At 42.2% G+C, this 26604-nt stretch carries 24 protein-coding genes; 6 read left to right on the top strand and 18 right to left on the bottom strand.

Annotated features, from left to right (window positions below):
* Positions 1–55 precede the first annotated feature (55 nt).
* Positions 56–697: a phosphatase PAP2 family protein gene (locus tag MHI27_RS12655; protein ID WP_339270693.1), complete on the bottom strand. Its 642-nt coding sequence runs from the start codon at positions 695–697 to the stop codon at positions 56–58.
* A gap of 110 nt (positions 698–807) precedes the next feature.
* Between MHI27_RS12655 and hfq the strand changes: the two genes are divergently transcribed.
* Positions 808–1029, top strand: a complete 222-nt coding sequence (gene hfq / locus MHI27_RS12650) for an RNA chaperone Hfq (protein WP_042126951.1) — start codon at positions 808–810, stop codon at positions 1027–1029.
* A gap of 124 nt (positions 1030–1153) precedes the next feature.
* Here the strand turns inward: hfq and MHI27_RS12645 are convergent, their stop codons facing one another.
* On the bottom strand, positions 1154–2260 hold the full coding sequence (locus MHI27_RS12645; protein WP_405176411.1) for a lactonase family protein: 1107 nt from the start codon (positions 2258–2260) through the stop codon (positions 1154–1156).
* 181 nt (positions 2261–2441) lie between these two features.
* On the opposite strand from MHI27_RS12645, the gene MHI27_RS12640 reads away from it, so the two are divergent.
* Positions 2442–2777, top strand: coding sequence for a hypothetical protein (locus MHI27_RS12640; protein WP_042126947.1), 336 nt, complete (start codon positions 2442–2444; stop codon positions 2775–2777).
* 185 nt (positions 2778–2962) lie between these two features.
* Complete coding sequence (locus MHI27_RS12635) at positions 2963–4132, top strand: peptidylprolyl isomerase (RefSeq protein ID WP_076282889.1); 1170 nt, start codon at positions 2963–2965, stop codon at positions 4130–4132.
* 76 nt (positions 4133–4208) lie between these two features.
* Here MHI27_RS12635 and MHI27_RS12630 read toward each other — a convergent pair whose 3' ends face one another.
* Positions 4209–4403, bottom strand: coding sequence for a DUF2188 domain-containing protein (locus tag MHI27_RS12630; RefSeq protein WP_405176410.1), 195 nt, complete (start codon positions 4401–4403; stop codon positions 4209–4211).
* Between the two features lie 72 nt (positions 4404–4475).
* Positions 4476–5075 carry a nitroreductase family protein gene (locus MHI27_RS12625; protein WP_042187439.1) on the bottom strand — a complete coding sequence of 200 codons (600 nt, stop codon included), beginning with the start codon at positions 5073–5075 and terminating at the stop codon, positions 4476–4478.
* Between the two features lie 208 nt (positions 5076–5283).
* On the opposite strand from MHI27_RS12625, the gene MHI27_RS12620 reads away from it, so the two are divergent.
* The gene (locus MHI27_RS12620) at positions 5284–6699 is read left to right on the top strand and encodes a metallophosphoesterase (RefSeq protein WP_405176409.1); all 1416 of its coding nucleotides are present in this window, start codon (positions 5284–5286) and stop codon (positions 6697–6699) included.
* Between the two features lie 102 nt (positions 6700–6801).
* Here MHI27_RS12620 and MHI27_RS12615 read toward each other — a convergent pair whose 3' ends face one another.
* Positions 6802–8322 carry a copper amine oxidase N-terminal domain-containing protein gene (locus MHI27_RS12615; RefSeq protein ID WP_081382863.1) on the bottom strand — a complete coding sequence of 507 codons (1521 nt, stop codon included), beginning with the start codon at positions 8320–8322 and terminating at the stop codon, positions 6802–6804.
* Positions 8323–8415: 93 nt separating this feature from the next.
* Positions 8416–9084: a TraX family protein gene (locus MHI27_RS12610; RefSeq protein ID WP_076282892.1), complete on the bottom strand. Its 669-nt coding sequence runs from the start codon at positions 9082–9084 to the stop codon at positions 8416–8418.
* Positions 9085–9557: 473 nt separating this feature from the next.
* Here MHI27_RS12610 and thrS point away from each other — a divergent pair, with 473 nt between their 5' ends.
* Positions 9558–11471, top strand: a complete 1914-nt coding sequence (gene thrS, locus MHI27_RS12605; protein WP_341127927.1) for a threonine--tRNA ligase — start codon at positions 9558–9560, stop codon at positions 11469–11471.
* A 99-nt stretch (positions 11472–11570) separates the two neighbouring features.
* Here thrS and MHI27_RS12600 read toward each other — a convergent pair whose 3' ends face one another.
* From MHI27_RS12600 to MHI27_RS12545, 12 genes are all read right to left on the bottom strand, one after another.
* Positions 11571–12560 (bottom strand): aldose 1-epimerase, encoded by a 990-nt coding sequence (locus tag MHI27_RS12600; protein WP_149644204.1) that lies wholly within the window; start codon positions 12558–12560, stop codon positions 11571–11573.
* Between the two features lie 85 nt (positions 12561–12645).
* Positions 12646–13362, bottom strand: a complete 717-nt coding sequence (locus MHI27_RS12595) for an MgtC/SapB family protein (protein ID WP_042126933.1) — start codon at positions 13360–13362, stop codon at positions 12646–12648.
* A 169-nt stretch (positions 13363–13531) separates the two neighbouring features.
* Entirely contained in the window at positions 13532–14323 is a 792-nt protein-coding gene (locus MHI27_RS12590) for an SDR family NAD(P)-dependent oxidoreductase (RefSeq protein ID WP_042187431.1), read from the bottom strand.
* 114 nt (positions 14324–14437) lie between these two features.
* Complete coding sequence (locus MHI27_RS12585; protein WP_405176408.1) at positions 14438–15550, bottom strand: rhamnogalacturonan acetylesterase; 1113 nt, start codon at positions 15548–15550, stop codon at positions 14438–14440.
* Between the two features lie 30 nt (positions 15551–15580).
* Positions 15581–16420, bottom strand: a complete 840-nt coding sequence (locus MHI27_RS12580) for a carbohydrate ABC transporter permease (protein WP_042126927.1) — start codon at positions 16418–16420, stop codon at positions 15581–15583.
* A 3-nt stretch (positions 16421–16423) separates the two neighbouring features.
* Positions 16424–17344 carry a sugar ABC transporter permease gene (locus MHI27_RS12575; protein ID WP_340974822.1) on the bottom strand — a complete coding sequence of 307 codons (921 nt, stop codon included), beginning with the start codon at positions 17342–17344 and terminating at the stop codon, positions 16424–16426.
* A gap of 142 nt (positions 17345–17486) precedes the next feature.
* Entirely contained in the window at positions 17487–18824 is a 1338-nt protein-coding gene (locus MHI27_RS12570; protein WP_149644202.1) for an extracellular solute-binding protein, read from the bottom strand.
* Positions 18825–18944: 120 nt separating this feature from the next.
* Positions 18945–20513 carry a response regulator gene (locus MHI27_RS12565; RefSeq protein WP_405176407.1) on the bottom strand — a complete coding sequence of 523 codons (1569 nt, stop codon included), beginning with the start codon at positions 20511–20513 and terminating at the stop codon, positions 18945–18947.
* Positions 20506–22281, bottom strand: coding sequence for a sensor histidine kinase (locus MHI27_RS12560; protein ID WP_081382864.1), 1776 nt, complete (start codon positions 22279–22281; stop codon positions 20506–20508). Before MHI27_RS12560 ends, MHI27_RS12565 begins: the two co-directional genes overlap by 8 nt.
* 182 nt (positions 22282–22463) lie before the next feature.
* Positions 22464–23258: an ABC transporter ATP-binding protein gene (locus MHI27_RS12555; RefSeq protein ID WP_076282899.1), complete on the bottom strand. Its 795-nt coding sequence runs from the start codon at positions 23256–23258 to the stop codon at positions 22464–22466.
* A complete protein-coding gene (locus MHI27_RS12550; RefSeq protein WP_076282900.1) occupies positions 23251–24174 on the bottom strand; it encodes an ABC transporter permease in 924 nt (307 codons plus the stop codon). The genes MHI27_RS12555 and MHI27_RS12550 overlap by 8 nt, the downstream gene beginning before the upstream one ends.
* 61 nt (positions 24175–24235) lie before the next feature.
* Complete coding sequence (locus MHI27_RS12545; RefSeq protein ID WP_076282901.1) at positions 24236–25306, bottom strand: ABC transporter substrate-binding protein; 1071 nt, start codon at positions 25304–25306, stop codon at positions 24236–24238.
* A 324-nt stretch (positions 25307–25630) separates the two neighbouring features.
* Here MHI27_RS12545 and MHI27_RS12540 point away from each other — a divergent pair, with 324 nt between their 5' ends.
* Positions 25631–26566 carry a C40 family peptidase gene (locus MHI27_RS12540; RefSeq protein WP_076282902.1) on the top strand — a complete coding sequence of 312 codons (936 nt, stop codon included), beginning with the start codon at positions 25631–25633 and terminating at the stop codon, positions 26564–26566.
* Positions 26567–26604 lie beyond the last annotated feature (38 nt).

The following is a 26604-nucleotide window of genomic DNA, read 5'->3' as shown; positions in this document are numbered from 1 at the left end:
ACATATATATTCTTATATTTTAAAATATCCCCACAAAAACGGGTATCTTCATTTCTTATGAGGATATCCGTTTTTTATAGGCTTCAAATAGACTGATGGATAACATCAGCCACGCGCCACTTGCAGCATAACCACCAATTACGTCGCTAGGATAATGAACTCCCAGGTAAATACGACTCCAGCCAATGCCCACAGTCATGAATACCGCAAATATTATTAACAGGATTCTTTCACTTCTTCGCGGCAAATGACGCCACAGTAAATAGGCAATTACCCCATAGAGGGAGAAGGCTGCCATGGAATGTCCACTTGGGAAACTATAACCGAGCTCTTGGACAATACGATTGAAATTTGGACGCTCTCTTTGAAACCATAACTTCATAAGTGTATTCAATAGCTGTGAGCCTAGTCCAACCCATAGGAACAGAATTAGCTCAAGCCGATGTTTCAGCAGAAAATACAGCAGTGCCATCGTGACGATAGATATACCAATCGCTACCTTGGAGGAACCAATCAGAGATAGTCCTTTGGCGAATGTGGTCAGTCCAGGTGATTCAGCGGATTGAACAAAATGAATCATATAATTATCAAATGATGATACCTTGTTCATATGAACTAGGATCGCAATAACGACGAAACAAGCAGCAAACCCTATAAAATAACGAAAACCTCTAGACCAGTTCTGATAATAAAGCATAAATACCTCCGTGTCTAATTTTGTGCCTGTCGATCACATTTCCTGAGAAGCTATAACCCGTGCTATAATTATAGAGAAATAAATATACAAAAAGATGGAGTGCTGCCAAAGTGGAGAGTCTAAAATTGCAGGAACGTTTGTTGAATCAGTTTATTTCCACAAAGGTGCCCGTGACGATTTTTACAACAAATGGTGTAAAAATGCAAGGCGTCGTAACCTCGTATGATGCATTCACAATCACTTTACAGGGTCAAGGTGATGGCAGACAGAATGTGCTCTTCAAATCTGCAGTATCCACTATTGTACCTCTTAAGCCCGTCTCACTCAAATAGTTCACACATTCATTAAACTTCTTCATCCTATTTTCAATAATAAAGGGAACACCGGACTACATCTCCGGTGTTCCCTTTATTATTTTCTTAAATTGTCTTATTCACTCTTCAAAACGAGTTTCTTTTATACTGGGAAAATCACAGGCTTCACACACACCGGCTTGGATACCTCGGCAGTATTTCCAGTAAAGACGAGACGACCACTGGTCTCTTCAATAGAGAACACAACCAGGTTATTAGCATCACGATTTGCAACAATAAGATAAGCCCCATCCGGAGTTAATGAGAAGTGTCGTGGATGCCCTCCACGAGTAGATACATATTCAATTAGTGTAAGCTTGGCAGTAGCGTTATCCACTGCAAACACTGCGATGTTATCCGCTCCACGATTAGAAGCGTAAAGATATCTTCCATCTACTGAAGTGGCAATTTCAGCGCAAGTATTCTCTTCCTTAAAATCCTCAGGCAAAGTTGAAACTGTATCTACCGTGTGAAGAGTCCCTGTAGCACTGTCATATGTAAACGATGTTATCGTGGAATCCACCTCGTTTATAACATAAGCAGACTTTCCATCTGGATGAAAAGTAAAATGACGAGGTCCCGCCCCTGGATGAAGCGCAGTATCTCCGTGAACTTCTAGTTTGTTCAAGTCTCTATTGATTTTATAGGACCGAATAATATCAAGCCCAAGATCAGAAACAAACAGATACTGTCCGTCCGGACTGAAAATAGCCGAATGGGGATGTGGGCGATCCTGACGTTCAGGATGGTGACCATGACCGGAATGAATCGCGACATCCGCCAGTTGATTAGCAACTTTTTCTTCATCTAATGTGATCAAGCCTACACTGCCACCATGATAACTACATACAACAATGTATTCATCGCTTAGATCTCTTGAAATATGGCATGTGGTCGTTTGACCATTACCTGAAGCAGGCATTGAGGCTATACGGTTCAATTCGCTCAATTTCCCACGCTTAGCATCGATAGCAAAGGTAACGACTTCTCCCTCTTTTCCACCTTCACCATTTGGCTTTTCTCCTATGGCATATAAACGCAGGGCTGAAGCATCTACATTAACAAAGGTGGGGTTAGTTAGACCCTGAACCGAGTCGATTAATTTTAACGTACCTCCTGCTTCGCCATCGAATTCAAATACCTGCACACCGCTTTCCGTGGCACTTGCATAGGAACCCGTAAACAGCAATAACTTAGTCTGCTTTTCCATCTCTACATCCTCCTCCAAAGTATTGCTATTATATAATTTACAATTTTTAAACGTTAAAGACAAACTATAAAGTAAAAAGTGTGACAAATAGTTCAAAAATAAGGCTTTTCAATGATTAGGGATTGTGCTATAATGAAAGCGCTAACATTAGTCTTTTATTAAGTATAAAGGGGGAACATGAATGAGTAGCATCCTGCTGGAAGCCAGAAATGTATACGAGGACTTCGAGGTGGAAACAGACATTCTGTTCTTTAAGGTCGGGGACCATGATTTGGTCATTTTTCACGGCAGAAACTACAACATAAAAAAGAGAATGACTGCCGAGCAATTAAAACGATTGTTATCCAATTCTACTTACTATCATGTGTACGGTGGCTGTTATGTCAATCTAAACAAGATCAGTTCTATTGAAGACGACTGCATTTATTTCGGAGAAAAGGGCCTATTCGCTAAAAACGTACGGGTCCCAAGACGGAAACAAGAAAGTATTCGTCATCTATTGAAAGGACTGAAGTAAACATCTTATTCCCATAAGCCGGAAGGGCATGTTACCGATGCCATTTCCGGCTTTTTGCTTTTTATTAATAGAAACTTAAAAAGATCCTATCTTTTTTTATACTTTCTTAAGGTTTAGGATCTGGATTTCTGTTAAAGTTGTAAATAGACAAGCAACACCTATATTGAAGGGAGTCATTACTAATAATGGACAAAAAAGACCTGAATGGAAATGAGAACTTAGAAAACAACGGTACTCCGGAAGAAGAATTGAACACTACCGAGAATACCAATGAAGTAAATGAAGTGGAGGTCGTAGCTGCTGAAGAACCTGTGAATACAACAAAAGAGGAAAGTGTTCCAGTAATGAACAAAGTCGGCAGCAACAATAATACGACGCCACCTGCTCCACCAGTTTCTCCTAAAGGTAACAAGGGCTGGATGATTGCCTCTGTGGTTCTGGCTGCGGCACTCATCATTGTATTGATTAAGCCTCCATTCCAAAAGGACGACAGCAGCACAGCTGTTGCTAGCGTTAACGGAACTAACATTACTAAAGAACAACTTTATGATAAATTGATCGAAGCAGGCGGAGAAAGCACACTGCAAGCTATGATTACTACTGAACTCGTTGATCAAGAAGCTAAAAAAGCCAACGTAACCGTTACTGATGAAGACATCAATGCTGAATTAGAAGACCTTAAAGCACAATTCGGCGGAGAAGCTGCATTTAATGCTGCATTGCAACAAAGCTCAATGACCGTTGATGACTTGAAGAAGCAAATGCCGCTGCAAGTAAAACTGCGTAAGATTCTTGAGCCGCAAGTGACTATAACGGATCAAGAAATCAAAGACTACTATGAAGCAAATAAAGCTACTTTCAATGAAGAAGAACAAGTTCGCGCTTCCCACATTCTCGTTGAGACTAAAGAAGAAGCGGATGCAATTCTGAAGCAATTGAAAGATGGAGCAGATTTCGCTGAACTTGCTAAAGAAAAATCTTCAGACACTGGTTCCAAAGCTAATGGCGGAGATCTAGACTTCTTCAAACGTGGAGACATGGTTGCTGAGTTCTCCGATGTAGCCTTTAAGCTTAAAGTTGGAGAAACAAGCGGTGCTGTGAAATCCGATTACGGTTATCACATCATTAAAGTTACCGACCACAAAGACGCTAAAAACTACACCTTGGAAGAAAAGAAAGATGAAATCAAAAAGACGCTTGTGTCTCAAAAGGTTTCCACTCTTTCCACTACTTGGTTATCAGATACAACTGCAAAAGCAAAAATCACAAATTCACTTACGGATGCCAAAAAAGAAGCAACAGCTTCTCCTGAGCCATCTGCAAGCGCAGAAGCAGGAACTGAATCTGCTAAATAATACGACAGTAAAAAGCAGGACAAGCGTTAATAGACGCTGTCCTGCTTTTTTTGTACCTCTATTTCCGAACTTTTAATTAATGTCCTTTTTTACGGACCTGCTTATCACGATTCTCTCCCCACTCTTTCGCTTGTGCGGTAGCAATAGAGATCGCCCTTCCCTCTTCATATCCTTCTTCTAGCAGTGCATTAGCAATATCAATTGCCTTATTACGAACAGGTGCTGTGAAGTTTTTCAGTGAATCAGGATAATCGGCTTTATTCCACGGCATACAAAAACCTCCTTGACCAGACTATATAATTAATTAGCCTGGTCAAGGAGGTTTTAAACGCTCTTTTTAAGCTTATTTAAAGACTTTAACGCGATCTTCAACCGGTTGGAATTGTTTCTCACCTGCTGGAGTTACAGTCTTACCAAATGGCAATTGAGCAATCAGTTTCCAGTCTTGCGGGATGCCCCAAGCTTCTTTCACTTCGTCATCAATCAGTGGGTTATAGTGCTGCAGGGATGCACCTAAACCTGCTTCAGAAAGTGCAGTCCATACTACGAATTGCAGAATGCCTGAAGATTGGTTAGACCAAACTGGGAAGTTCTCGGCATACAATGCGAAGTTTTCTTGAAGGTTCTTCACTACCGCTTGATCTTCAAAGAATAATACGGAACCGTAACCTGCTTTGAAAGATGCTAATTTTTGAGCTGTTCCTTCAAATTGTTCTGCTGGAACGATTTTGCGCAAAGTTTCTGTCGTGATATCCCATAATTTATCATGCTGTTCACCTAAAAGAACAACCGCTCTAGAGCTTTGGGAGTTGAATGAGGTTGGGCTATGCAAAACCGCTTGCTCAACGATTTCAATAATTTGAGCATCGGCTACAGTGGATTCTTTACTGATGGCATAGATGGAACGTCTTCCTTTAACTGCTTCAAGAAAATTGTTAGACATAAAATAACTACCTCCATTTATTTAAGTAACTTACTTTTGTACATCTTATCACCTTTTTTCTGAAAACACAACATCTATTCACAACTTATTTTGTCGGATATACAATTAGCCTCGATTAGTAACATCTCCCCTTCACTTTTCCGATATACATTTCGGCTAAAAATAAGCTACAATAGTGCAGCAAAAGTGCAGAAGGAAGGTTATATAAATGAATTTTTCAACAGATAAAGTTCTTATTCTACATAAAAAAATGGTCATATTCTCTTGTGTAGTGCTCTTTTTCCTTAGCTTGGTACTAACTGGCTGTAAAGACACAAAATCGTCTAATTTAAACGTTGTGGAACTTGGTCAAGCTGAACTAAAACCTGTCTCTTTCTGGGTCGCCACAGACACTCACTTTTTGGATAAGGATCTTCAGGATGGTGGACAGGCTTTTCAAACTTATGTCACTGGAGGCGATGGAAAAATGCTGCCCTACAGTGATGAAATGGGTGAAGCTTTGGTCTATGACGCTGAACAGAAAAAACCTGCGTTTATCATCCTCAGTGGCGATTTAACTAATAATGGAGAACGCAGCAGCCATCAAAAATTAACCGAAAATTTAAAACGAATCGAACAACAAGGAACCTCTGTTTATGTCATTCCAGGCAATCACGACTTATTTAATCCTTGGGCTAGATCCTTCAGTGGCGATAAACAGCTCCTTACGGATTCAATTACAGATAAGGATTTCGTCAAAATGTATGCGGATTTCGGCTACAAAGAAGCTGCATCACGTGATAAGGAATCACTAAGCTATATCGTCAAGGCTGCCCCCAACTTATGGATTCTGATGATAGACAGTAGCCAATACCTTAATAATAAAAAATACGGTTTCCCTCAGACCGATGGACGTATTGCTTCCTCTACGCTTTCATGGATCGATGAATCCGTTAAGCTTGCAGCCAAAGAGCACGCTTCAGTGATCACGGTGATGCATCATAATTTATTAAGTCACACTTCTATGTCTGTTTCAGGCTTCAAGCTTAATAACAGCCAGGAAGCTATAAAATCCTTACGGAAGAATGGACTTAATCTAGTTCTCTCAGGACATATTCATATGCAGGACATTCAAGTAGATCCAGCAGACGCGAATCAAGATACAGCATCCTCTGAACAAATGCCAATCTATGATATCGCTACGAGTGCGATGGCCGTCAATCCGCATCAATATGGAGCCATGACCTTCGATCCCGTCTCGCGAACCGTAAATTATAAAGCAACGTCTTTGAACGTAGAAGGTTGGGCTGAAGCTAACCAGATTACAGATCACAATCTCTTAAACTTCAAGGCTTATGCCGAAGAAGCCTTTGCTACTAACTCCTATGACAAAGCTATGGATAGTCTTAAGGAAAGTCCTTTAACGGAGTCTGAAAAAGAATCCATGGCGAAGGTAATGTCCAATCTGAATGTACGATACTTCGCAGGAACTGCGGGTACTTTTGCTAAGGATATTAAAGCGTTGCTTGGCTACAAGCTTTGGGAGGAACAGCAGGACGGTTTCTTAGGAGGCTATGTCCAAAGTATGGCTGAAGAAAAAGCGTTAAGTAATGTCGACCTAGAGGTGGTTTTAACGAAGCAATAAAAAGATGCCTTATTTCATATAAAAAACCCAGCTCCACCCGCAATACTGCGAAGTTAGAAGCTGGGTTTGTTTGTGTTATTTAGCCAATGAGGATCGAACTAACTATTTACGTGTAATAGTAATCCAACCATCTTCATCTACATACACAGTAGCATGAAGTGCTTCAGCAAGCAGACGCAGCGATACATAGGCATCACCATATTCGTCAACAAATACAGGCTCTGCAAGCTTCACTTTTTCACCGTTAATCACTGCTTCGGAAGAACCGATTTTGAATACCAGTTTATCACCGTACACACCATCAGTTACGATAATAGCACGATTGACTGTATCCCATTCCACAATAGCATCTAAATCTTCTGCAAAATACCGAAGAGGAATGTACGTCGTATTATTGTCAACGATCGGATAATAATATTCGTCGTCTGGTTCGATGACAATCGTTCTCTTGGTGATACCAAGATCGTCTTTCAATATACGATAAACGTTAGAATTTGGATCAAAATTGTTCAAAGTCTCTCCAGGAGTCAGGTCACCGGAAGAAACATCAAGTGCTCCTTCAGTACTGATTGGATCTGCCGTTACAGCTCCACCAATGTTCCAAATCTGACTGGAAGCCTTAAGAGAGAAGCTCTTTAATGGCATATCTTCAGTACCTGGAAGCGCCACTTTCAGATCAACATTCTGTTTACGAACATGTAGTCCACTGTCTACAAAAATGTCGACAGCAAGCTTCGTATCCTTACTCAGAACCGTCTTAAGCTCAGGGGTAGCTTTGTAAAGACTGTCTAGTTGATTGTCATAAACCAGCAGTAACGCATCCACAGCCAATTTTGCTGCATCATGCAGTACAGTTACAACAGCTTCTTTATCACCCAGAGGAATTACTCCAATACCTGGAATTTCATAATCACCGGAGGCTTTTTCGTCCATAGCTTTGATCACAGGATACAGATAGTCATATAGACCACCAACCAATTCTGTAAAGCCTTCTGTATCTTTAGAGATCGATTTCAGGAATCCTTTTAACAATGCCGGAAGCTCATCACCCGTCACTTCGGTATGTAACTTCGTCATATTCACCTGCTGGCCATACACAGCCTCACTAACGGGTGTTACGCTAATTACGCTTGGATTAGGAAGATTCTTCACCACAAACTTCGTTAGCAGCTTACTAAGATCTTCAGCTTTAGTCAGATCCAATCCAACTTCAGCAAAGACCTCATCATAGCCTTGAACCGGGAAGTAAAACGGTTGTTTTGCTCCTTCAACCGTAAAGACTAAAGTTTTTTTGTCCATAAACAATGAGAATGGAATATTCAATTGTTTATAGCCGATCGTTCCATTGGCAGATACATTACCATTCTCTTGTAACTTTGCATTGCTAATACTCAGGGAAAAAGAATTTATGAGATCGACCATTTCCTTATCTTCTGCGCTAATTCCTTCTGAAGGTTCAGCGTTCATAGAAAACGTCATGCTGGATTCTGATGATTTAACATCGACATCCCCGATCAATGCCTTATTAACATCGAAACCTCCAACCGATTGACAACCGGCCAGAACAAGCAGCAGTGCAACAAAAGGAATAAACCATTTTGCCCTAGCTTTCATTCTCCTCATAGCAAGTCTCCTTTTTTAAGATTTTTTGAAATCAATCCATTATCTCAGCAAAGGCAACATTTGTAAATCAAAGTATTACTTATTGTAAAAATACTATAGATTCAACAAAGTTCGCCATTCGATAGAAACCCATTCATTGTATATTACGCCTTTAAATAACGCTAAAATCAGTAAATGCGCAGGATAAAAAGACCACCACACCCAGCGTGGTACCCGGTGACGCTCTAAATATCCCCAAAGTGCAGGCGCCAAAGCAATCAACAGCGTTGGTAAAATACTAAGCATTTGCACAACCCAATAATTATAAAACATGTAGAACAGATTAAGTGCCAAATGTGCTACAACAAGCCAATATGACTTCGTATAACGGAATATCAATACTAGCAGCAGGCCGTACGCATTATAATCTATCGGGAAATAATCCATTAACGCGATAGCTGCAATGACGACTGGTATTCCAAGCCATGGAGTAGGCAGTTTATCTAAAATAACCAATACGGTTGCGGATAACAAAAGCGTAAACACCACGTTCCATCCACCAGGATTAATCGCTAAATTGTATGGGATCTGAGCAATAATAGCGATAATGAGCAGTCGGAACAAGTATTTCGGTCTGGATGATGTATGGATATGCCCCTGCACAAGCCCGTAACAGTAGATTGGAAAGGCTATTCTTCCTACATATCTCCAAGCAATATCCTCTGGAAAAAAGATATAGCCAATATGGTCGATTAGCATCGTCAGCATGGCGAGAATCTGCATATCAAACCTCCTTAAAATAAGTTGATATCATACATTCGCCAATGAGTACTTCATCTCCTTCGCCTGTACACAAATGATGACTGCAATAAAAGAGAACTGAATTTCTGGTTTCTTGCCTCTTGACTTTATGGGGTGCAATTGAGTACTATGAACGAGCAACATCATATGGCAATGATCAAAGACAAGATTTCCTATACGAACTGTCCAGAGAGAGAGGTCTAGGCTGAAAGCTTCTCCAGTACACGATTGTGAAGTTACCCCTTTGTAGCCGTGACGCTGAATCCGCAGATCTAAATTTTGCGGTAGTATGTGGCACCGACTTATCCACGTTAAAGGATACCAATGAGGTCCTATACTTGTGATAGGTCGAATTAGGGTGGAACCACGAGTTGAACGCACTCGTCCCTTTCTGGGAGAGATGCGTTTTTTTGCGTTCACCACTAACAATTTTTGAGAAATGGAGGCTAACAATCATGGAGATCAAGGTAACACTGCAAAACGGAACAATTAGAGAGGTACTGCAAGGAACGACGATTAAAGAAGCAGCAGGTGCCATAAGTACCAGTCTGAAAAAAAATGCTGTAGCTGGAATAATCGATGGAAGATCCGTTGATCTAAACCAAACGATCGAACATGATTGCCAGCTCGAAATTGTTACGTTGGATAGCAAAGAAGGCCTGGAAATTTATAGACACAGTACAGCACATATCATGGCGCAGGCCATAAAACGTATATATGGAGACAAGGGTGTCCAGCTCGGCATAGGTCCAGTAATCGAAGATGGCTTCTATTACGACATTGATATTGAGACACCTCTATCCACGGATGATCTTGTAGCAATCGAACAAGAGATGGCGAGAATTATTCAAGAGAATCACCCGATTGTCCGCCGTGTCGTTCCCCGCGCTGAAGCAATCAAGCTTTTTGAAGCGATGAATGAGCCCTTAAAGCTGGAGCTTATCCGTGATCTACCGGAAGACACAGTATTGTCTATTTATGATCAAGGTGAATTCTCGGATCTCTGTCGAGGCCCACATCTTCCCTCAACTGGCTTGGTCAAGGCTTTTAAGCTGTTGAATGTAGCAGGTGCCTACTGGCGTGGAGATTCGAATAATAAAATGCTGCAACGTATTTACGGAACTGCTTTTCCTAAGAAAGCTCAACTTGAAGAGCACTTACTCTTTCTTGAAGAAGCTAAAAAACGTGATCACCGTAAGCTCGGCAAGGAACTGGAATTGTTTATGTTCTCTGAAGAAGCTCCAGGTATGCCCTTCTATCTTCCCAAGGGGATGACTATCCGTACAGAGCTTGAAAATTTCGCACGTGAATTACAAAGACAGAGAGATTACGATGAAGTTCGTACACCACTGATGATGAACAATCGGCTTTGGGAGCAATCCGGACACTGGGATCACTACAAAGACAATATGTATTTCACCAATGTAGACGAAACAAAATTCGCACTCAAACCGATGAACTGCCCGGGTCATATGATGATCTACAAAAATAATCTACATTCTTACCGAGAGTTGCCTATCCGAATTGCCGAATTTGGTCAAGTACATCGCCATGAGTTCTCTGGGGCACTTAACGGGATGATGCGTGTTCGTACGTTCTGTCAGGATGATGCCCATCTCTTCGTATTACCAGAGCAGATTGAGGATGAAATAAGCCGGGTAATCTCACTGATTGACCATATTTATCAAGTGTTTGGCTTTGAGTACAAGATTGAATTATCTACTCGCCCGGCAGATTATATGGGATCAGAAGAACTATGGGATCTAGCTGAACAATCTTTACAAAGTGTATTAGACAATCTCGGAATCGATTATCGTGTGAATGAAGGTGATGGCGCATTCTACGGACCAAAGATTGATTTCCATATCTTAGATGCGTTAAAACGAAGCTGGCAATGTGGAACCATCCAACTAGATTGGCAAATGCCAGAGAAATTCGATCTTACTTACATCGGGGAAGATAACCTTAAGCACCGCCCGGTCGTAATCCATCGCGCTGTTTATGGGTCGATTGATCGTTTTATGGGGATTATTACGGAGCATTATGCCGGAGCATTCCCGCTATGGCTAGCACCCGTTCAAGCGAAGTTATTGCCCGTCTCTGAGAACTACGTTGCTTATGCATTTCAGGTGAAACAATCCTTAGAACAAGCTGGCATTCGTGTCGAGGTTGATATCCGAAATGAGAAACTAGGTTACAAAATTCGTGAAGCCCAACTTGAAAAATCACCCTATATGCTCGTTCTCGGTGAGAATGAGAAAAACTCTGGCAGTGTTTCTGTAAGAAAACGTGGTGAGGGTGATCTTGGTTCAAAGAGTATCCAAGAGATTATTGAACAGATTAGTGAAGAAATAGTTAGTAAAAAATAAAGCTCTGCTTCAAATTAAACGTTTAAGGGCTGTCTATTCGTAGAAATGTACGAACAAGACAGCCCCTTTTTTGATCACATATTAATATTCACAGGGACACTATTTCACGTACAGACGACTGCTTTCATCCCAATACTCGCCTGGTTTGAGACTGAATAAGCCGATCTCATCCGCTGGCAGATCTACCATTGGTGCATTAACCAAGTTGATTTGCGGCTCTGGGCAGAAGAACTGCTCAGAAGCACCATTATTCCAGATCATCCACTGCTTGTATGAAGTCCCAACGTCATAAACTAAAGTGACTCCAGCTTTGCTGTCGGTAAGCTCCATCCGGTTACGTCCATTCTGAGCTACAGCTGTGTAATGGTTGTCCATCGAAGCGAAATAAGGATTCACACCTTCATCACGAAGCTGAGCTTCACCTGGCTCCAGCTCTTGAAATTTACCAGTCGGCAGCATACGGTCGTTCAATTCCCAGCGATTACCGATGGTCGCTTTTACAAGGTAGTCTTGTGGTGTGCTACCTGGTGCGAATGGTGCATTAATCGCGGTATGGAATGCCAACAAGCAAGGCATCTCTTCATCACCATCATTATGGACTTGTACCTGTTGAGATAAGCCACCTTCACCAAGGGTATAACGTAGTTTCATTGTGTATTTAAACGGCAAGTATTGATAAGAAGGATGGTTCTCATCCACTTTGATGAATACGGTTACGAAGCTTTCGGTCTTACCGCTACCGAACTCTTCCACTTCCCAAGCTGCCGTATGTAAAAATCCATGTAAATGGTTGCCTGTTGCGACTTCATTTACCGGGAGTTGATAAGTTTGACCATTCCAAGGAAATTTGCCATCTTCATAACGATTCGGAGGAAATAATACAGGAATACCATGGATGCCTGGACTTGCTTTGAAGGCTTCCATTTCCTCAGCTCCCGGTTCATGCAAGAAACGGTAACCGTTTTCGGTATCACGGAAACAGATCAAGTTGCCACCGATGCCTGGTAAGATAGCTGCCTCATAACGGCCAGCTTTCAACCAGATGGCTGCTTCTCCTTCATATTGTCCTTCATAGGCTGTGATAGACATAATAATGTGTTCTCCCTTCCAGTGTCTGATAATTGTCTCTACTTGATAGATTACCACATCTGGTCATGACGTGACATGCCCTTTTTTAGAGCTGTTCCACTTCAACGCTCATGACATGATCAATTTTCTTCACATCATAATAAATCTCTGTAGCGTAATCTTTATCCGGCGCTGAGATCACCATATCGATCATTTGTCTTCCATCTTCCAAATCCTTAATTTTCATTCTGCGGATCGCCCGGGATGGACTTCTAGTACTTCGTTGGGTACTAACCTGAGGTCTCTCAATTTTTTGGATCACTTCAGTAAGGACAAAATTAGCTTCCATGATGATTCTCACCGAAACTTCATGCTTGTTAAGCACTTCAGGACCAATCGAACGAATTAAATGAGGAACTAAATTCACCGCAAACATTAGAAGAATAACCGCATATGCTGCTTCAATATAGAATCCTGCTCCCACAGCTATACCAATCCCCGAAGCTGTCCAGATGAGTGCTGCCGAGGTCAAACCTGATATCGCATCACCGCCTCTACGCAGGATAACACCAGCCCCCAAGAACCCTATCCCACTGACAATTTGAGCAGCGAGGCGCATCGGATCCATATTTGGATGCTCAGGACCTGCAAACTTATCAAAGGCATGAATAGACACTACAGTTACAAGACAAGAGGCAATACTAATGACCATACTGGTCCGAATCCCCAGCGGTTTCTGCTTGATCTGTCGGTCAATCCCGATGAACAGCCCGAACAGCATGGCCACTAGCAGCTTAATTAATGATTCAATATGAAAATCCATAGTTCATTCTCCTTTCTCCACAGATACTCCATTATAACGGAAAACGGAGATTATGATTAGCTTTATTTTACAGCAAAAAAACGGCACTCCTATCCTCCATGTATATGCGCAGACAGCTTATATAATCCGCATAACGAAGAGGATAGAATCCGTTTTGGTGAAAGATTATTTAACCATGGAGCAACGATTCTGCACCGTCACAATAAATCTCAGTTCCTGTAATATGATCGGAATCCTCGGAGGCCAGAAAAAGTGCCAGCTTTGCAACTTGATCAGGACGCCCAGGACCTTCCTCTAGCGGTTGATCCCCTTCCGGAAATTCGACAGGGATCTTTACCTCTTTGAGATCCTCGGATGGAAAAGTGTTGTCATCTATATTGGTCTTAATAGCCCCAGGACAGATTGCATTTACGCGAATTTGAAATTGAGCCAGTTCTAATGCTGCCATTTTCATAAAAGCAACCTGACCTGCCTTTGTCGTACTGTAAGCAGAAAAACCGATGTTAGAAAATACACGATTTCCGTTAATGGAGCTGTTAATCAGGATACTGCCACCGCTTTCTTTTAGATGCGGTATCGCATATTTAACAGTCGCGAAGGTTCCACGAAGGTTGATGTGAATCGTCTGGTCCCAAGACTCAATATCCATCGTTTCAATGGGCGTCATGGCTCCATTAATCCCTGCGTTTGCAAAAACAACATCAAGACGACCCCATTTCGCGGCCGCCTTGTTTATGGCAGCTTCCACTTGCGGGGGTTCAGCAACATCGCATTCAATTACGAGAGCTTCTCCGCCTTCTTTCTCCACTTGTTTTCTAACCTTTTCTGCATTCTCAACAGTTCTATCCAGCAACACAACTTTGGCCCCGTTACGAGCGAACTCAAGCACAGTTGCTCGTCCAATGCCGGAACCACCTCCTGTTACAATCGCTACCTTACCTTCCAGCTTCTTATCTGCCATGTTTAAGTATCCTCCTTCTTGTCATGCAAGCCTTCCAGTTAAGTTCTTTCCTTAACCTTAACCTCGCATACAGAAGTTGAATCGATAGATCTTTAATACCCCAAAGGATTATTTTTATTCACCCTGCCGAAGATGGATAATGAGATCATTTAAACCGGCTTCACGGATGCCCTCTACAATAAGATCAGCAAGCAGACGTGCTCCTAAAATCTGAAAATGTGTATTGTCTTGTACGCCAACTGGATGCAAGATATATTCTCCCGGATAGGACCACATGAACAGATCCTTCGTTCCTTCCACACCATATTCTTCAAAAAGCTTACGACTCTTCTCCGCCAAATCGATTAGGGGGATCTGCTCAGTCTCAGCCAACTCTTTCATTGCCGTTAAATACTCTCCATGACTGTCTACTATAGCTTCAGCAGGATCAAATCTCCGCCTATGTACAGCGGTCACCAGTACCGGGTAGGCTCCTGCTTTCCTAGCAACTGTAATCATCCACAGCAAATATTCTTTATATGTAGTGAAAGGTTCGGTGTGTCTATGTTCATCCCCTTTTGAATCGTTATGACCAAACTGTATGAATATATAATCTCTGGGCCGAAGCACAGTAGAAATATTGTCCAAATGCCCTTCCTCAATAAAGCTCTTGGAGCTACGTCCTGAAATGGCTCGATTATCCACTACAAGACCTGCTTTGAAGCAGCGAGGCAGCAACTGGCCCCAGCCAGCATAGGGATAACCAGCTTCTCCTTGATCGGTCACCGTAGAATCACCAGCCAAATATAAGACGAGCGCTTCGTTGTCAGGCTCAATGTCGAGAGCATTTATTCGAGGCGCAATACCTGAGAAGGAGAGCTTTAGCTGACCACCCATGATTCGCATCGCAAATGATTCTCGTATATACTGACCTGCCGGGACGTTCAATGTATCTAATACGTACTTACCATCACCTGCTCGAATTATTGTACTCGTATCTGCTAAGGAGTCACCAAGTAACAAAGAAATCCGGTAAATCCCATCAGGAATATCTAACAGGAAGACTGCCTTCTGCGGAATGCAGAAATCACTTCTTAATGGATCTGCTCCTCCCCTGGAACGCCCGAATACTGTCGAGTCTGAAGTAAAACCAAATCGCGCATCCGGAGAGTATCGTGAGTCCGGCCGAATTTTGGTGTAGCCGGGCGCTGTATCTTTAATCCCAAAGTCAAAATGATAGCTATCCAAATTCAGCCGCACCTTTCTTCATTAGATATTTTATCCTTTCAAACCACTGGTGCTGATTCCTTCCACAATCTGCTTTTGAAAGATAAAGAAAATAATCATGACGGGTGCCAAGCTAAGAACGGACATGGCGAACATGGGTCCCCAGTTGGACACGGACTCACTGTCGAGGAACATTTTCAGCCCCATAGAAACTGTATATTTAGATGGAGAGTTCAGGTACAACACTGGCCCAAGCAGGTCTTCCCAGCGCCAATAGAAGGAAAAGATCGCTGCAGTAGCCATAGATGGACGGATGAGTGGGAGAATGATTCTGAAGTACAGACCAAATTTCCCGCACCCATCAATCGTAGCCGCTTCGTCAAGTTCAACAGGTATTGTCCGAATAAACTGCAGCATTAGGAAAATAAAGAACGGAACACCGAAGAACTGTGGAACCACGATCGGCTTGATACTATCGAGCCATTCCAATTTCGCATAGATGATATATTGCGGGACTAGCACTACATCTGAAGGAAGCATAAGCGTCATCATCATGATACCGAACCATAAGCCATGCCCTACAAACTTATTACGTGCAAATCCGAAGGCTACCAGTGAAGAAGAAACCACCGCTCCTAGAGTGGCTACAACGACAATAATTAATGAATTCTTTATGAAGACACCAAAGGAATATCCGGCAATCCCTTCCCAGCCTTTAGCATAATTCCCCCATACCCATGGATCGGGAAGAAGCTGCTGAGCGGTAACGAATACAAGCCGGCTCTCTTTAAAAGAGCTCATGATCATCCACAAAATCGGATACAGCATAATGATAGCGAGGCCACCGATAAGAATGTGATACAGCGGCCATTTCAGTTTCATTTTCGCCATGGATTATTTTCCTCCTTCCGATTCGTAGAAGACCCACGATTTGGATGTCTTGAACAAAATTCCGGTCATGATGCCGACTAGCAACAACATCACCCACGCCATAGCTGAAGCGTAACCCATGTTATTAAACATAAAGGCCTGACGGAATAGATATAGAGAATACAACATCGTACCGTCCATTGGTCCGCCTTCACCTTTAGAGATAATATAAGCTGGAACAAAGGTCATAAATGCACTGATCGTCTGCATGACTAGATTGAACAGAATAACTGAGCTTAGGAGGGGCATTGTAATCTTAAAGAACTTTCTGAAAAAGCCTGCTCCATCTACACTAGCTGCCTCGTACATTTCACCAGGAATATTCTTTAGACCTGCCAGAAAGATCAACATGGATGAACCAAATTGCCACACGGATAAAGTGATCAACATAATAAGCGCAGCGCTCGGATTACCAAACCAACTTACTGGACCAAGGCCGAAAAAACCGAGCATGCCATTAATAATTCCAGTATCACTAAAAATATTACGCCACATGATGGATACCGCCACACTGCCACCTATAATAGAAGGTAAATAATAAGTTGTACGATAGGCTCCGATCATGCGCGATTTAGTATTTAGAATCATAGCCACAAATAATGCAAAGGTGAGACGTAAAGGCACACCAATAAATACGTAAAGCAGCGTCACCTTTAATGAATGTAAATATTTCGGGTCATTCGAGAACATTTTGATGTAATTATCAAATCCGATCCATTTAGGTGGAGCGAACAAATTGTATTTGGTAAATGAAAGATAAAGAGAAATGATCATCGGGATCAGTGTGAAGCAAAGGAAGCCAATGACGAATGGACTGATAAAGGCATATCCTGTAAGGTTGCTTCGTAAACTCCGGTCTGTTAGCTTCTTTTTCTTAAAAGCCAGCGGATTCGAAGGAAGGGGATTCGTGGATGCCAAGGGTCTCCAACTCCTTTTTATGTGAATAATAAGGGAAACGGACTGCCGCCTAACCAAATGGCATGCCGTTTCCCATGTTAGACGCAGTATAGTTATCTGTTACCTTCTATTACCGGCTGGAGAGAATAGCGTTCGCTTCTTTTCGGAACTGTGCGGCGGCGGCGGCTGGGTCAATCTTGCCGAAGTTCATTTGTTCAGCAAGGTCTGTAAGGAGTGCTACTACCTCTGGCGATCCAACTGGCGGACTCATTGGAGAAGTAGTAGGCTCCATGTCAGCTACGAATTTAAATACTTGCTTACCGGAATCCGTTAATTGTGAAGCTACAGATTCTTTGATTTTGCTTGAAATTGGCACACCACGTTCGCCTTTGATTAAATTGTTGGCTTCGGGATCATTAATCCAGAAATCAACGAACTTCGCTGCTTCTTCCTTCACTTTTGAGTTAGAAGTAACCGACCAATACATACTTGGCTGCATGTAGAGTCCTTTTTCCATATCCGGACCAGGCATTTGTGCCAGTGCCATAGGGCGATTTACAGCGATTTGCAAAGCAACATATTGGTTCGACCATTGCCATACGCCGATGCCTGTTCCTTTAACAATATCAGACTCTTCGATAACGCCTTTGTTTTGGCTCAGTTTGTCTTGGGATGGAACCGCTCCATCTTTAATTAAACCAGACAACATTCCGAAAAAGTCAGTGAACAAGGCATCATCCTCATATCCAAGCGCTGAACCATCATTGTTATAAAGTGCCAGCCCTTTTGTACGCAGATAATAGTTGAAGAATACGTCAGCTGCCATAGAACCGTCGATATACAGTCCAGCTGATTTAGCTTTCGCAGCAATTTCTTTGTATTGATCCCAAGTCCAGTTCTCAGGAATGGAATCCACCCCTGCCTTCTTTAGCAATTCTGGGTCATATTGAAAACCAAGTACGTTAACGCCTAATGGAATTCCGAATTGCTTCTCATTGATTACCCCAGTACTAAGGACGTTCTCATTCACATCGCCGACTTGTATCTGAGAGTTCAAATAAGGCTTCAAATCTTCGAGCTGTCCGTTAGACCCATATTGATTAATATAAGAAATATCCATTTGAACGATATCAGGAAGTCGATTCGCTGCTGCTTGAGGGGCAAGCTTCTTCCAATAATCATCGAATGAAGCATATTCAGGTTCAATCGTTACATTCGGGTATTTGGCTTCATACATATCAATCACTTGTTGTGTATAAGAATGCCGTGTATCTCCACCCCACCAAGCTATACGCAGAGTTACGGGTTCTGCTGAAGTTGTAGCTGCGGGTTTCGTTTCTGAAGGCGTGTTTGTAGCGGAATCCGTAGCGGCAGCACTATTATTGTTATTACCTCCACCACAACCAGCTAACATCGATGACAACAACAATGGTACGGCTAGTAAAGCGAATCTCTTTTTCAAATTCATGTCCCCTTTTCCTATAATAGTATAAAGGCTCTGATCCCTTTAGGTAGCGCTTTCATGTATAAATCTTCTCAAATATTCAGTAATTGTTGAATACAAAAAACCGTCTTGTTTGTTCAATAATCAGTTCCCTTGAGAGGGTTTCATAAATTCTGTGGGTGTCTGCCCAGTTACTTTTTTGAACACTTGACTAAAATACTGTGCATTCCCACCGAAGCCGAACATTTCAGCGAGCTCAAATACTCTTACATCACCACTATGCATAATGTGTTCTGATGCTTTAGTAATCCGGTAATTGGTAACGTAATTAGAGAATTTCTCCCCCGTGATTTTCTTGAATATTTTCCCGAGATAATCAGGATTCATATATAACATCTCAGCAGCGACTGAGCTAAGTGACAGTTCCGCATTCTTATAATCATCCGCAATAATTTTGAACATTTTATCTACGATTAAGGATTGGCGACAGCGAAAATGACGATCATACATCGCTGTCAAACGAGCAGCAGCATCTTTTACATAGGCTTTAAGACCACTTAAAGTCCTGATCTCAGCCAGTTCCACCATACTTGAAGTAAAGGTATTTCTTTCATCAGGGACGGCTAGACGTATCATCGCAGAATACAATTGTAAAACATAAGATCGCGTTACATTAATATCTACACGCTGTTCAGCTAGCAGATTAAATAACCGCTCTAATTCAAATTCTACTGCACTTTGTTCGCCCGCCTTAATCAGCAGACAGATTTGCTCTTCATCTAGTTCAATGTCATTTCTTCCGCTTAGTTCATCACTAGGAATATCACTTCCTGTGATCAAACCTCCCTCTTCCATATAAAAACAGTGGTTAAGGCATTGCAGAGTCTGACGATACAATCTCCGTGAATGTATCATGAAGTCCGCATCACTAATCGCAATGGTTACATCCACTTTATAAAATTTGTAGAACATTTTCCTTACATCAGAAATTCGTTCAAGCAGTGTACTATTCAGCGCAGCCTCTCCTTCGACTTCCATTAGTGTCAGAATAAATCCGCCTATCCTTGTACTAAGCAGCGTTTCTTGCAGCATATCCTGTGCAATATTTTGCAAAGCAAATAGTTGCTCATATTCATAAGAACCTTCCAGTCTGAACAAGATCAAACGCACCACTTTGTCATTTAATTCGATGCCTAGCAGCTCCTGATAATACTCTAAATCTTGACTCCCGTACGTTTTGTTAGAGATCCATTCCTTCAAAAATTGTTCCTTTACATGCGGTAGAACTTTAGTAAAACGTTGCTTCATATCATTTACAAATTCCATCCGGCCCTTAAGTTCATTGAGCTCTGCTACCAGTTCAACTAACGCATCATGAATTTGATTCTCGTTGCACGGCTTAAGCAGATAATGTTTCACTCCATGCTGCATAGCGATACAGGCGTAGTCAAAATCCTTATACCCCGTCAACATAACGAACTTTACCTCAGGAAACCGTTCACTGCATTTCTGCACCAAGCCTAGTCCATCCAATCCGGGCATGGAAATATCAGTAATCACTATTTCAGGGCGAAGCTCCTCTATTTTCTCTAAGGCTTCTATCCCGTTTCGCGCAGTACCCACAAGTTCCGTTCCTGCCTGTGCCCAGTCCACTACCTGAGATATGCCTTCTAGTATCAACCGTTCATCATCAACCAGCAGTAACTTATACATTCTCTTGCACTCCTTTTAAATAAGGTATACGTACATGTATTGTCGTTCCTTGACCTGGCTCACTTTCAATCACTGTACCCCATTCTGGGCCAAATACGATTTGAATACGCTCTGCGATGTTCGCTAACCCAATGCCTTCGCCACGTGTCTTAACTCTTCCCTGCTGTAAATCTTTGATGAACTCGGCACTCATCCCCGGCCCATTATCACTAACAAGAATATCAAGGCCCTGTTCTTCCTCACTTACGGTTATAGAAATCGTGCAAGGCTCGATATTAGGCTCCAATGCATATCGGATCGCATTCTCGATCAACGGCTGAAGCGTCAGCTTCGGAATTAAAGCGTCATGCAAATGCTCTGGAAAATCCATGCGAAAATCAAGTCTCTCGTCAAATCGTGTCTTCTGGATAATGACATAATTGCGCACAATGGTGAGCTCTTTTTCAATCGTAATCAACGGGTCTTTAAGACCAATCGAACTGCGAAACAAATAGCCAAGCGCTTCTACCATTTCAGAGATTTTAGCTTGCTTGTTCATCTTCGCTAACCAATTGATCGATTCAAGTGTATTGTACAAAAAATGCGGATTGATCTGTGCCTGCAGTGCTTTAAGCTCGGTCTCTCTAATAATGAGCTGCTTCGCATAATTCTCATCGATAAGTTCTCTGATTCTGCGGATCATCATTTTAAAGGTTCTGTTAAGCTGACTTACCTCGTCCTGCGCAGTTTGTGAAACGACACCTAGCGACTGTTCCTCCAGATTATCCAGATCTCCCTTTTCGATTTGTTTCATTTTTTTGGTCAGCTTTGAAATCGGGCGTACAATACTTCGGGCTAATCGATAGCCTAAGAGCAATCCAATTAGTAATATGAGCGCGAATATGATGACGACCAATTTTTTTACAAAAGTAATATGTTTGAACATCTCATTGAAGGGGGTCGCATTGATATACATCCATTCCATATAAGATGATTTAGTCTTCGTTATAAAATATGTTCCTTCTTCATACTTAGCCGTACGATAAAGTTCGGAACGTTCCGTTTCCGCTTTAAGCTCATTTGGCAGCAACATTGGAGTTTGGGGATAAACCGCTAGCCCTGAAGCCGCATCTGCAACAATCAACTGATCGCCATCCGAAGTGTTACTAGTGCTATCTGCAATAATACGATCAATCCGAATTCGAATGACTAACGTTCCTAAATCGTCCAGCGTAAAGGTTGATCCGGTGTAAGATTTAATCTGCCGAACAGCCAGGAGTGAATTCTTATTCCCTTGGGGATACCACACAATACTACCGCTAGCTTCCTTAGCCAGAGGCTTTAATTGATCCTGGAGATCCTGTGATACACCTTCCCGATTACCCGCAGTCATAGCGCCGCCATTCGTATCCAACAACATCATGGAATAAACGTATTTCTCTGCTCCTGCAAAGGCAACTAACCTGTTAATGATTTTATTATGTAGGACCTGCCGCTCATATGGTTGAGGATCATCCTGCAACTGGCGAAGACATTCCTGAATTTGCTCATCAGAGACCACTGTAAAAGAAAGTTGTTCCAGCTCTCTCAAAGTACTCTCTATACTGATAGATGACATTCCCAGCACTTCAGATGCCTTTTCATAGATTTGCTTGTCATAAATTCGATAAACATACTGCAGGACGGTTAAAGAGAACAGAAAGGACAGCAGCAGCAAAAATGAAATGATCAATATCATTTTATTAAAAATTCCTGAACTCCTGTAAGCGCTAACATTCTTCCAAAACATAAGCATCCTCCAATTCACTCCAAACCCTTATTATGGGAAGTAATATTTATCATCACTATATCCTATCATAAATGATATTGAAGCATTTGGGAAAACTTACAACAAAAAGGACTTAAAGCGAAATCCAGAGTCAGAATTCACTTTAAGCCCCTATCCTGAGCCTAAGATACTCCTATAAAAGACTAACCAAGCATCATTCGATCATCCGCCAGTTTATGACCACTGATGGTCTCAAATTCTCCCAGCAGGCGTTCTACCGTAAGATCCTTTTTCCTTGTTTCATCAATATCAAGGATAATACGGCCTTTATCCATCATGATAAGACGATTGCCAAGACGTATAGCCTGCTCCATGTTATGGGTAACCATAAGCGTAGTCAGCTTCATCTCACGGACGATAGACTCTGTCAGTTTAGTAATCAGCTCCGCTCGTGAAGGATCAAGTGCCGCTGTATGTTCGTCTAATAACAAGATTTGCGGCTGGGTAAAGGTTGCCATTAGCAAACTCAGTGCTTGTCTCTCCCCACCAGATAATAACCCTACCTTTGCTCGCAGACGATTCTCCAATCCAATCCCGAGACGACTTAACTCCTCACGAAACATCGTCCGTCTCGCTGCATTTACACCAAACGATAGTCCTCTACTCTTCCCTCTTTTGTAAGCCATCGCTAAATTTTCTTCAATCGTCATCCGTGGAGCCGTACCTGCCATCGGGTCCTGAAAAACCCGTCCGATCCAGCGACTGCGCTGATATTCTGCTAAATGGCTGATCGAATTCCCTTCAATACTTGCTGAACCAAGATCCGGCTTCATCACACCAGAAATAATGTTCATTAGCGTTGATTTACCAGCACCGTTGCTTCCAATAATGGTAACAAAGTCACCGGGAAGAAGCTCCAAATCAATGCCAAGTAGCGCGATCTTCTCATCCGGTGTTCCAGGATTAAACAGCTTAGATACGTTATCCAGTTTAAGCATCGATGGTGCCTCCTCTCTTGCTGCTAAACGCTTGTTCAGCTAATTCAAGCGAACGTTTACGCGCCATATTCTTCTGCTTCAAGAAACGCTGAATCGATGGGAATACAAGTGCGAAAATAACGATAATCGCCGTAATCAGCTTAAGATCCGAAGGTCTCAACCATGGTACATACAAGGCTAGTGCAACTACGATTCGGTAAACAATAGATCCCAGAACAACTGCCAACGTCGCACGGAATACATTTCCAGCACCGAAAATGGCTTCACCAATGATTACCGAAGCTAATCCGATAACAATCATCCCTATTCCCATTGAGGAATCCGCAAAAGTGGAATACTGAGTGATCAATGCACCTGAAAGTGCCACCATTCCGTTGGATAAACTGACTCCGAGAATTGTCGTATTATCTGTGTTTACACCCAGACTACGGATCATTCTTGCATTATCTCCGGTAGCCCTTAAAGCAAGCCCAAGATCAGTACGCAAGAATAAATCCATTAGAATTTTCACGAATAAAACAATAAAAGGAAGAACAAGAAGTGGATTGATGGACGAGAACAACGTGGTATCACCCATTAGTGACCAGTTAGGTTTACCGCCAAAAATTCTCAGATTGATGGAATAAAGTGCGATCATCATTAGAATCCCGGATAACAATCCATTAATCTTGCCCTTCGTATGTAGTAGACCCGTACACATTCCTGCCAGCATCCCACCTGCAATAGCAGCAAGCGTGGCTAACCAGGGTGCATAACCATTGGTAATCATAACGGCAGCAATAGCGCCGCCAGTAGTAAAGCTTCCATCTACAGTCAAATCAGGAAAATCCAAAATGCGAAAAGTAATATACACCCCTAAAGCCATAAATGCATAGAGCAACCCCATTTCCACAGCCCCGAGCATTGAATCATACATAGAAGTCTTCTCCTTTCAAGCATCAAGGGGCGCCCTCATGGAATCGCCCCTATAGAATGTCTTATTGAATAATATTGTTAGCTTGATCGGTAACTTCTTTTTTCATCGCATCCGTCACTTCTATACCTTGTGCGGCAGCGGCTTTAAGGTTAAGGATAAGATCGAGCTTTTCTTGCATCGTTACTTTCATATCTGCTGGCTTTTTACCATTCTTCAGAATGTCCACTGCCATTTGTCCAACTTGGTAACCATGGTCGAAATATTTGAAGCCAACGGTTGCAAATGCGCCTTTTTCAACGGTATCCCGGTCGCTGGAGAAGAACGGAATTTTCTTATCATTAGCTGTTTGAATAATCGTATCAACAGCACTCACTACTGTGTTATCCAAAGTAATGTAGAATGCATCTACACGACCAGCGAGTGATTCAGCAGCTTGCTTCACTTCAGAAGTATTTGTGATGGCTGCCTTCACAAGCTCAATGCCATGTTTATCCAGCTCTTTCTTAGCAATATCCGCCATAATTACAGCATTTGGTTCACCCTCATTGATAACAATGCCCAGCTTCTTCACATTAGGAAATTGAGTAGCAATGAATTGCATTAATCTATTAATAGCTTCAGGATTCGTATCTGATACACCAGAAACATTTCCACCTGGGTGCTCCAGATCAGTTACGATCTTTGCATCGAGTGGATCAGTCACTGCTGCGAACAGTATCGGAGTGTCCTTACTTGATTTACTAAGCGCTTGAACAACCGATTGAGCAGAAGGTGTCGCAATAGCCAATACCAAATCATTAGTGTCAGCAGCAATCTTCTGAGCAATGGTCAAGTTATTCGCAGGGTCAGCTTGAGCATTCTCAAGGTCAACCTTCAGGTTCTCTCCTTCAACAAGCCCGGCATCCTTCAAAGCAGCAAGAATACCTTCGCGTGTAGCATCAAGTGATGGATGTTCAACGTATTGCGAAATTGCGATTTTGTACGTTTTGGAATCAGCGGTTCCGGCATTCGTTGGCGCATTACCAGTGTTTGTTGCGTTTCCTGAATTTACAGCGGCATTATTGTTGCCACAGCCAGCAGCTACTAGCATGAAGCATAAGCTTAAACCTGCAAAAATGTTTCTCTTTTTCATTAAAGTACCCCATTTCATTAGATTATTAACGCGTGCATCAAAGTGAGCGACTCAGCATTATTACTTTTATCGATAAAAGCATTAAAGCATAAGCTTACACGTACCTCACAATAATGATGGAAATCTATTAAACCTATATTATATGGAGGTTGTTTATCCGTCAATCACTTATCCTACTTCCATAGATTACAAATTTTATAGCGCATAACTCACCAATATAGGAAGGACTTGGTTATGTCTTACAGTGATTGCCTTCGGCCTCATTACATAAAAAAAAGCCCCCTGCACAAACTTAAACTACAGTTTGAACATGGAGCGTGTCATATGACTAATAACCACAAAAAATTACTATCCACTGCTACTGTATTGCTCGCTGCCGTTTTATCAAGTACCGCATGCGGTTACTCTTCACAATCACAAAAACCCAAGGTAAACGCCGTAACTCCCGATGGCATGCAAGCCTCAAGTTATTATGAAAAGTCCGCCATCACCGATGCTCAAGGAAAGTACTGGATTCCACTCAAACCTGCGATTACTTCACTTGGCTATCGAATGAAAGATGATGCTACTCATGGTGGATACACCAAAATTGGCTACAGTGATGTTATGTATATGCTGCGCCCTGGCTCTACTCAAGTCTTCTCCCTAGGTGAGAAAATCACATTACCGCAGGCACCTAGACGACAAGAAGGTCAAATCTATATCACACCGCTAGCTCTATCCAAATTTCTTCAAACGGAGGTGGGTTGGAATCCTCAGTCTGGTGAAATCAACATAGCCACACCGACCGACCATGAAGCTATTATAAAAACACCATCTACTAAGTCATTAAATGAAGCTAAACCATTTCACATTCAAAGTATTTCTGAAGCAGACAAGAAGGAATTAGTTACTTATGCCAAAAAATTCTTAGGTGTGCCTTATGAATTCGGTACCGGGCCTTATGAAGAGACTAAGAAATTTGATTGCTCTTCTTTTACAAGGCATGTATTCAAACAATTCAGTGTAAACTTACCGCGTTTAGCCAAGGATCAAGATAATATAGGTTCTCGCGTGCAACGCAGTGCACTAGATGTCGGCGATCTTATATTCTTCACTGTCCCAGGTCGGTTTGAAAGTGACGCTATACCCGGGCATGTCGGTATTTACATTGGGGATGGAAAGTTCATTCACACCTGGGGTGATCCCGGGGTTCAGATCAGTGAGCTTGACTCAGGGTATTGGAGCAACGTAATCCTGCATATGCAGCGCATTCTGTAACCCACATTCACTGGCTAAAGGCACCTATTAAGAAAGCC

The sequence above is a fragment of the Paenibacillus sp. FSL H8-0261 genome (genome assembly GCF_045040645.1).
Classification (GTDB): Bacteria; Bacillota; Bacilli; order Paenibacillales; family Paenibacillaceae; genus Paenibacillus_AQ.
Note: the sequence above shows the minus strand (reverse complement) of the source record. Positions and strands in the feature narration are given on the sequence as shown.

Bases quoted from the DNA above. Each gene is read 5' to 3' on its own strand.
- MHI27_RS12655 (WP_339270693.1), bottom strand. From the start codon at position 697: ATGCTTTATTATCAGAACTGGTCTAGAGGTTTTCGTTATTTTATAGGG.
- MHI27_RS12645 (WP_405176411.1), bottom strand. From the start codon at position 2,260: ATGGAAAAGCAGACTAAGTTATTGCTGTTTACGGGTTCCTATGCAAGT.
- MHI27_RS12640 (WP_042126947.1), top strand. From the start codon at position 2,442: ATGAGTAGCATCCTGCTGGAAGCCAGAAATGTATACGAGGACTTCGAG.
- MHI27_RS12635 (WP_076282889.1), top strand. From the start codon at position 2,963: ATGGACAAAAAAGACCTGAATGGAAATGAGAACTTAGAAAACAACGGT.
- MHI27_RS12630 (WP_405176410.1), bottom strand. From the start codon at position 4,403: ATGCCGTGGAATAAAGCCGATTATCCTGATTCACTGAAAAACTTCACA.
- MHI27_RS12625 (WP_042187439.1), bottom strand. From the start codon at position 5,075: ATGTCTAACAATTTTCTTGAAGCAGTTAAAGGAAGACGTTCCATCTAT.
- MHI27_RS12620 (WP_405176409.1), top strand. From the start codon at position 5,284: ATGAATTTTTCAACAGATAAAGTTCTTATTCTACATAAAAAAATGGTC.
- MHI27_RS12615 (WP_081382863.1), bottom strand. From the start codon at position 8,322: ATGAGGAGAATGAAAGCTAGGGCAAAATGGTTTATTCCTTTTGTTGCA.
- MHI27_RS12610 (WP_076282892.1), bottom strand. From the start codon at position 9,084: ATGCAGATTCTCGCCATGCTGACGATGCTAATCGACCATATTGGCTAT.
- thrS (WP_341127927.1), top strand. From the start codon at position 9,558: ATGGAGATCAAGGTAACACTGCAAAACGGAACAATTAGAGAGGTACTG.
- MHI27_RS12600 (WP_149644204.1), bottom strand. From the start codon at position 12,560: ATGTCTATCACAGCCTATGAAGGACAATATGAAGGAGAAGCAGCCATC.
- MHI27_RS12595 (WP_042126933.1), bottom strand. From the start codon at position 13,362: ATGGATTTTCATATTGAATCATTAATTAAGCTGCTAGTGGCCATGCTG.
- MHI27_RS12590 (WP_042187431.1), bottom strand. From the start codon at position 14,323: ATGGCAGATAAGAAGCTGGAAGGTAAGGTAGCGATTGTAACAGGAGGT.
- MHI27_RS12580 (WP_042126927.1), bottom strand. From the start codon at position 16,420: ATGGCGAAAATGAAACTGAAATGGCCGCTGTATCACATTCTTATCGGT.
- MHI27_RS12570 (WP_149644202.1), bottom strand. From the start codon at position 18,824: ATGAATTTGAAAAAGAGATTCGCTTTACTAGCCGTACCATTGTTGTTG.
- MHI27_RS12565 (WP_405176407.1), bottom strand. From the start codon at position 20,513: ATGTATAAGTTACTGCTGGTTGATGATGAACGGTTGATACTAGAAGGC.
- MHI27_RS12560 (WP_081382864.1), bottom strand. From the start codon at position 22,281: ATGTTTTGGAAGAATGTTAGCGCTTACAGGAGTTCAGGAATTTTTAAT.
- MHI27_RS12555 (WP_076282899.1), bottom strand. From the start codon at position 23,258: ATGCTTAAACTGGATAACGTATCTAAGCTGTTTAATCCTGGAACACCG.
- MHI27_RS12550 (WP_076282900.1), bottom strand. From the start codon at position 24,174: ATGTATGATTCAATGCTCGGGGCTGTGGAAATGGGGTTGCTCTATGCA.
- MHI27_RS12545 (WP_076282901.1), bottom strand. From the start codon at position 25,306: ATGAAAAAGAGAAACATTTTTGCAGGTTTAAGCTTATGCTTCATGCTA.
- MHI27_RS12540 (WP_076282902.1), top strand. From the start codon at position 25,631: ATGACTAATAACCACAAAAAATTACTATCCACTGCTACTGTATTGCTC.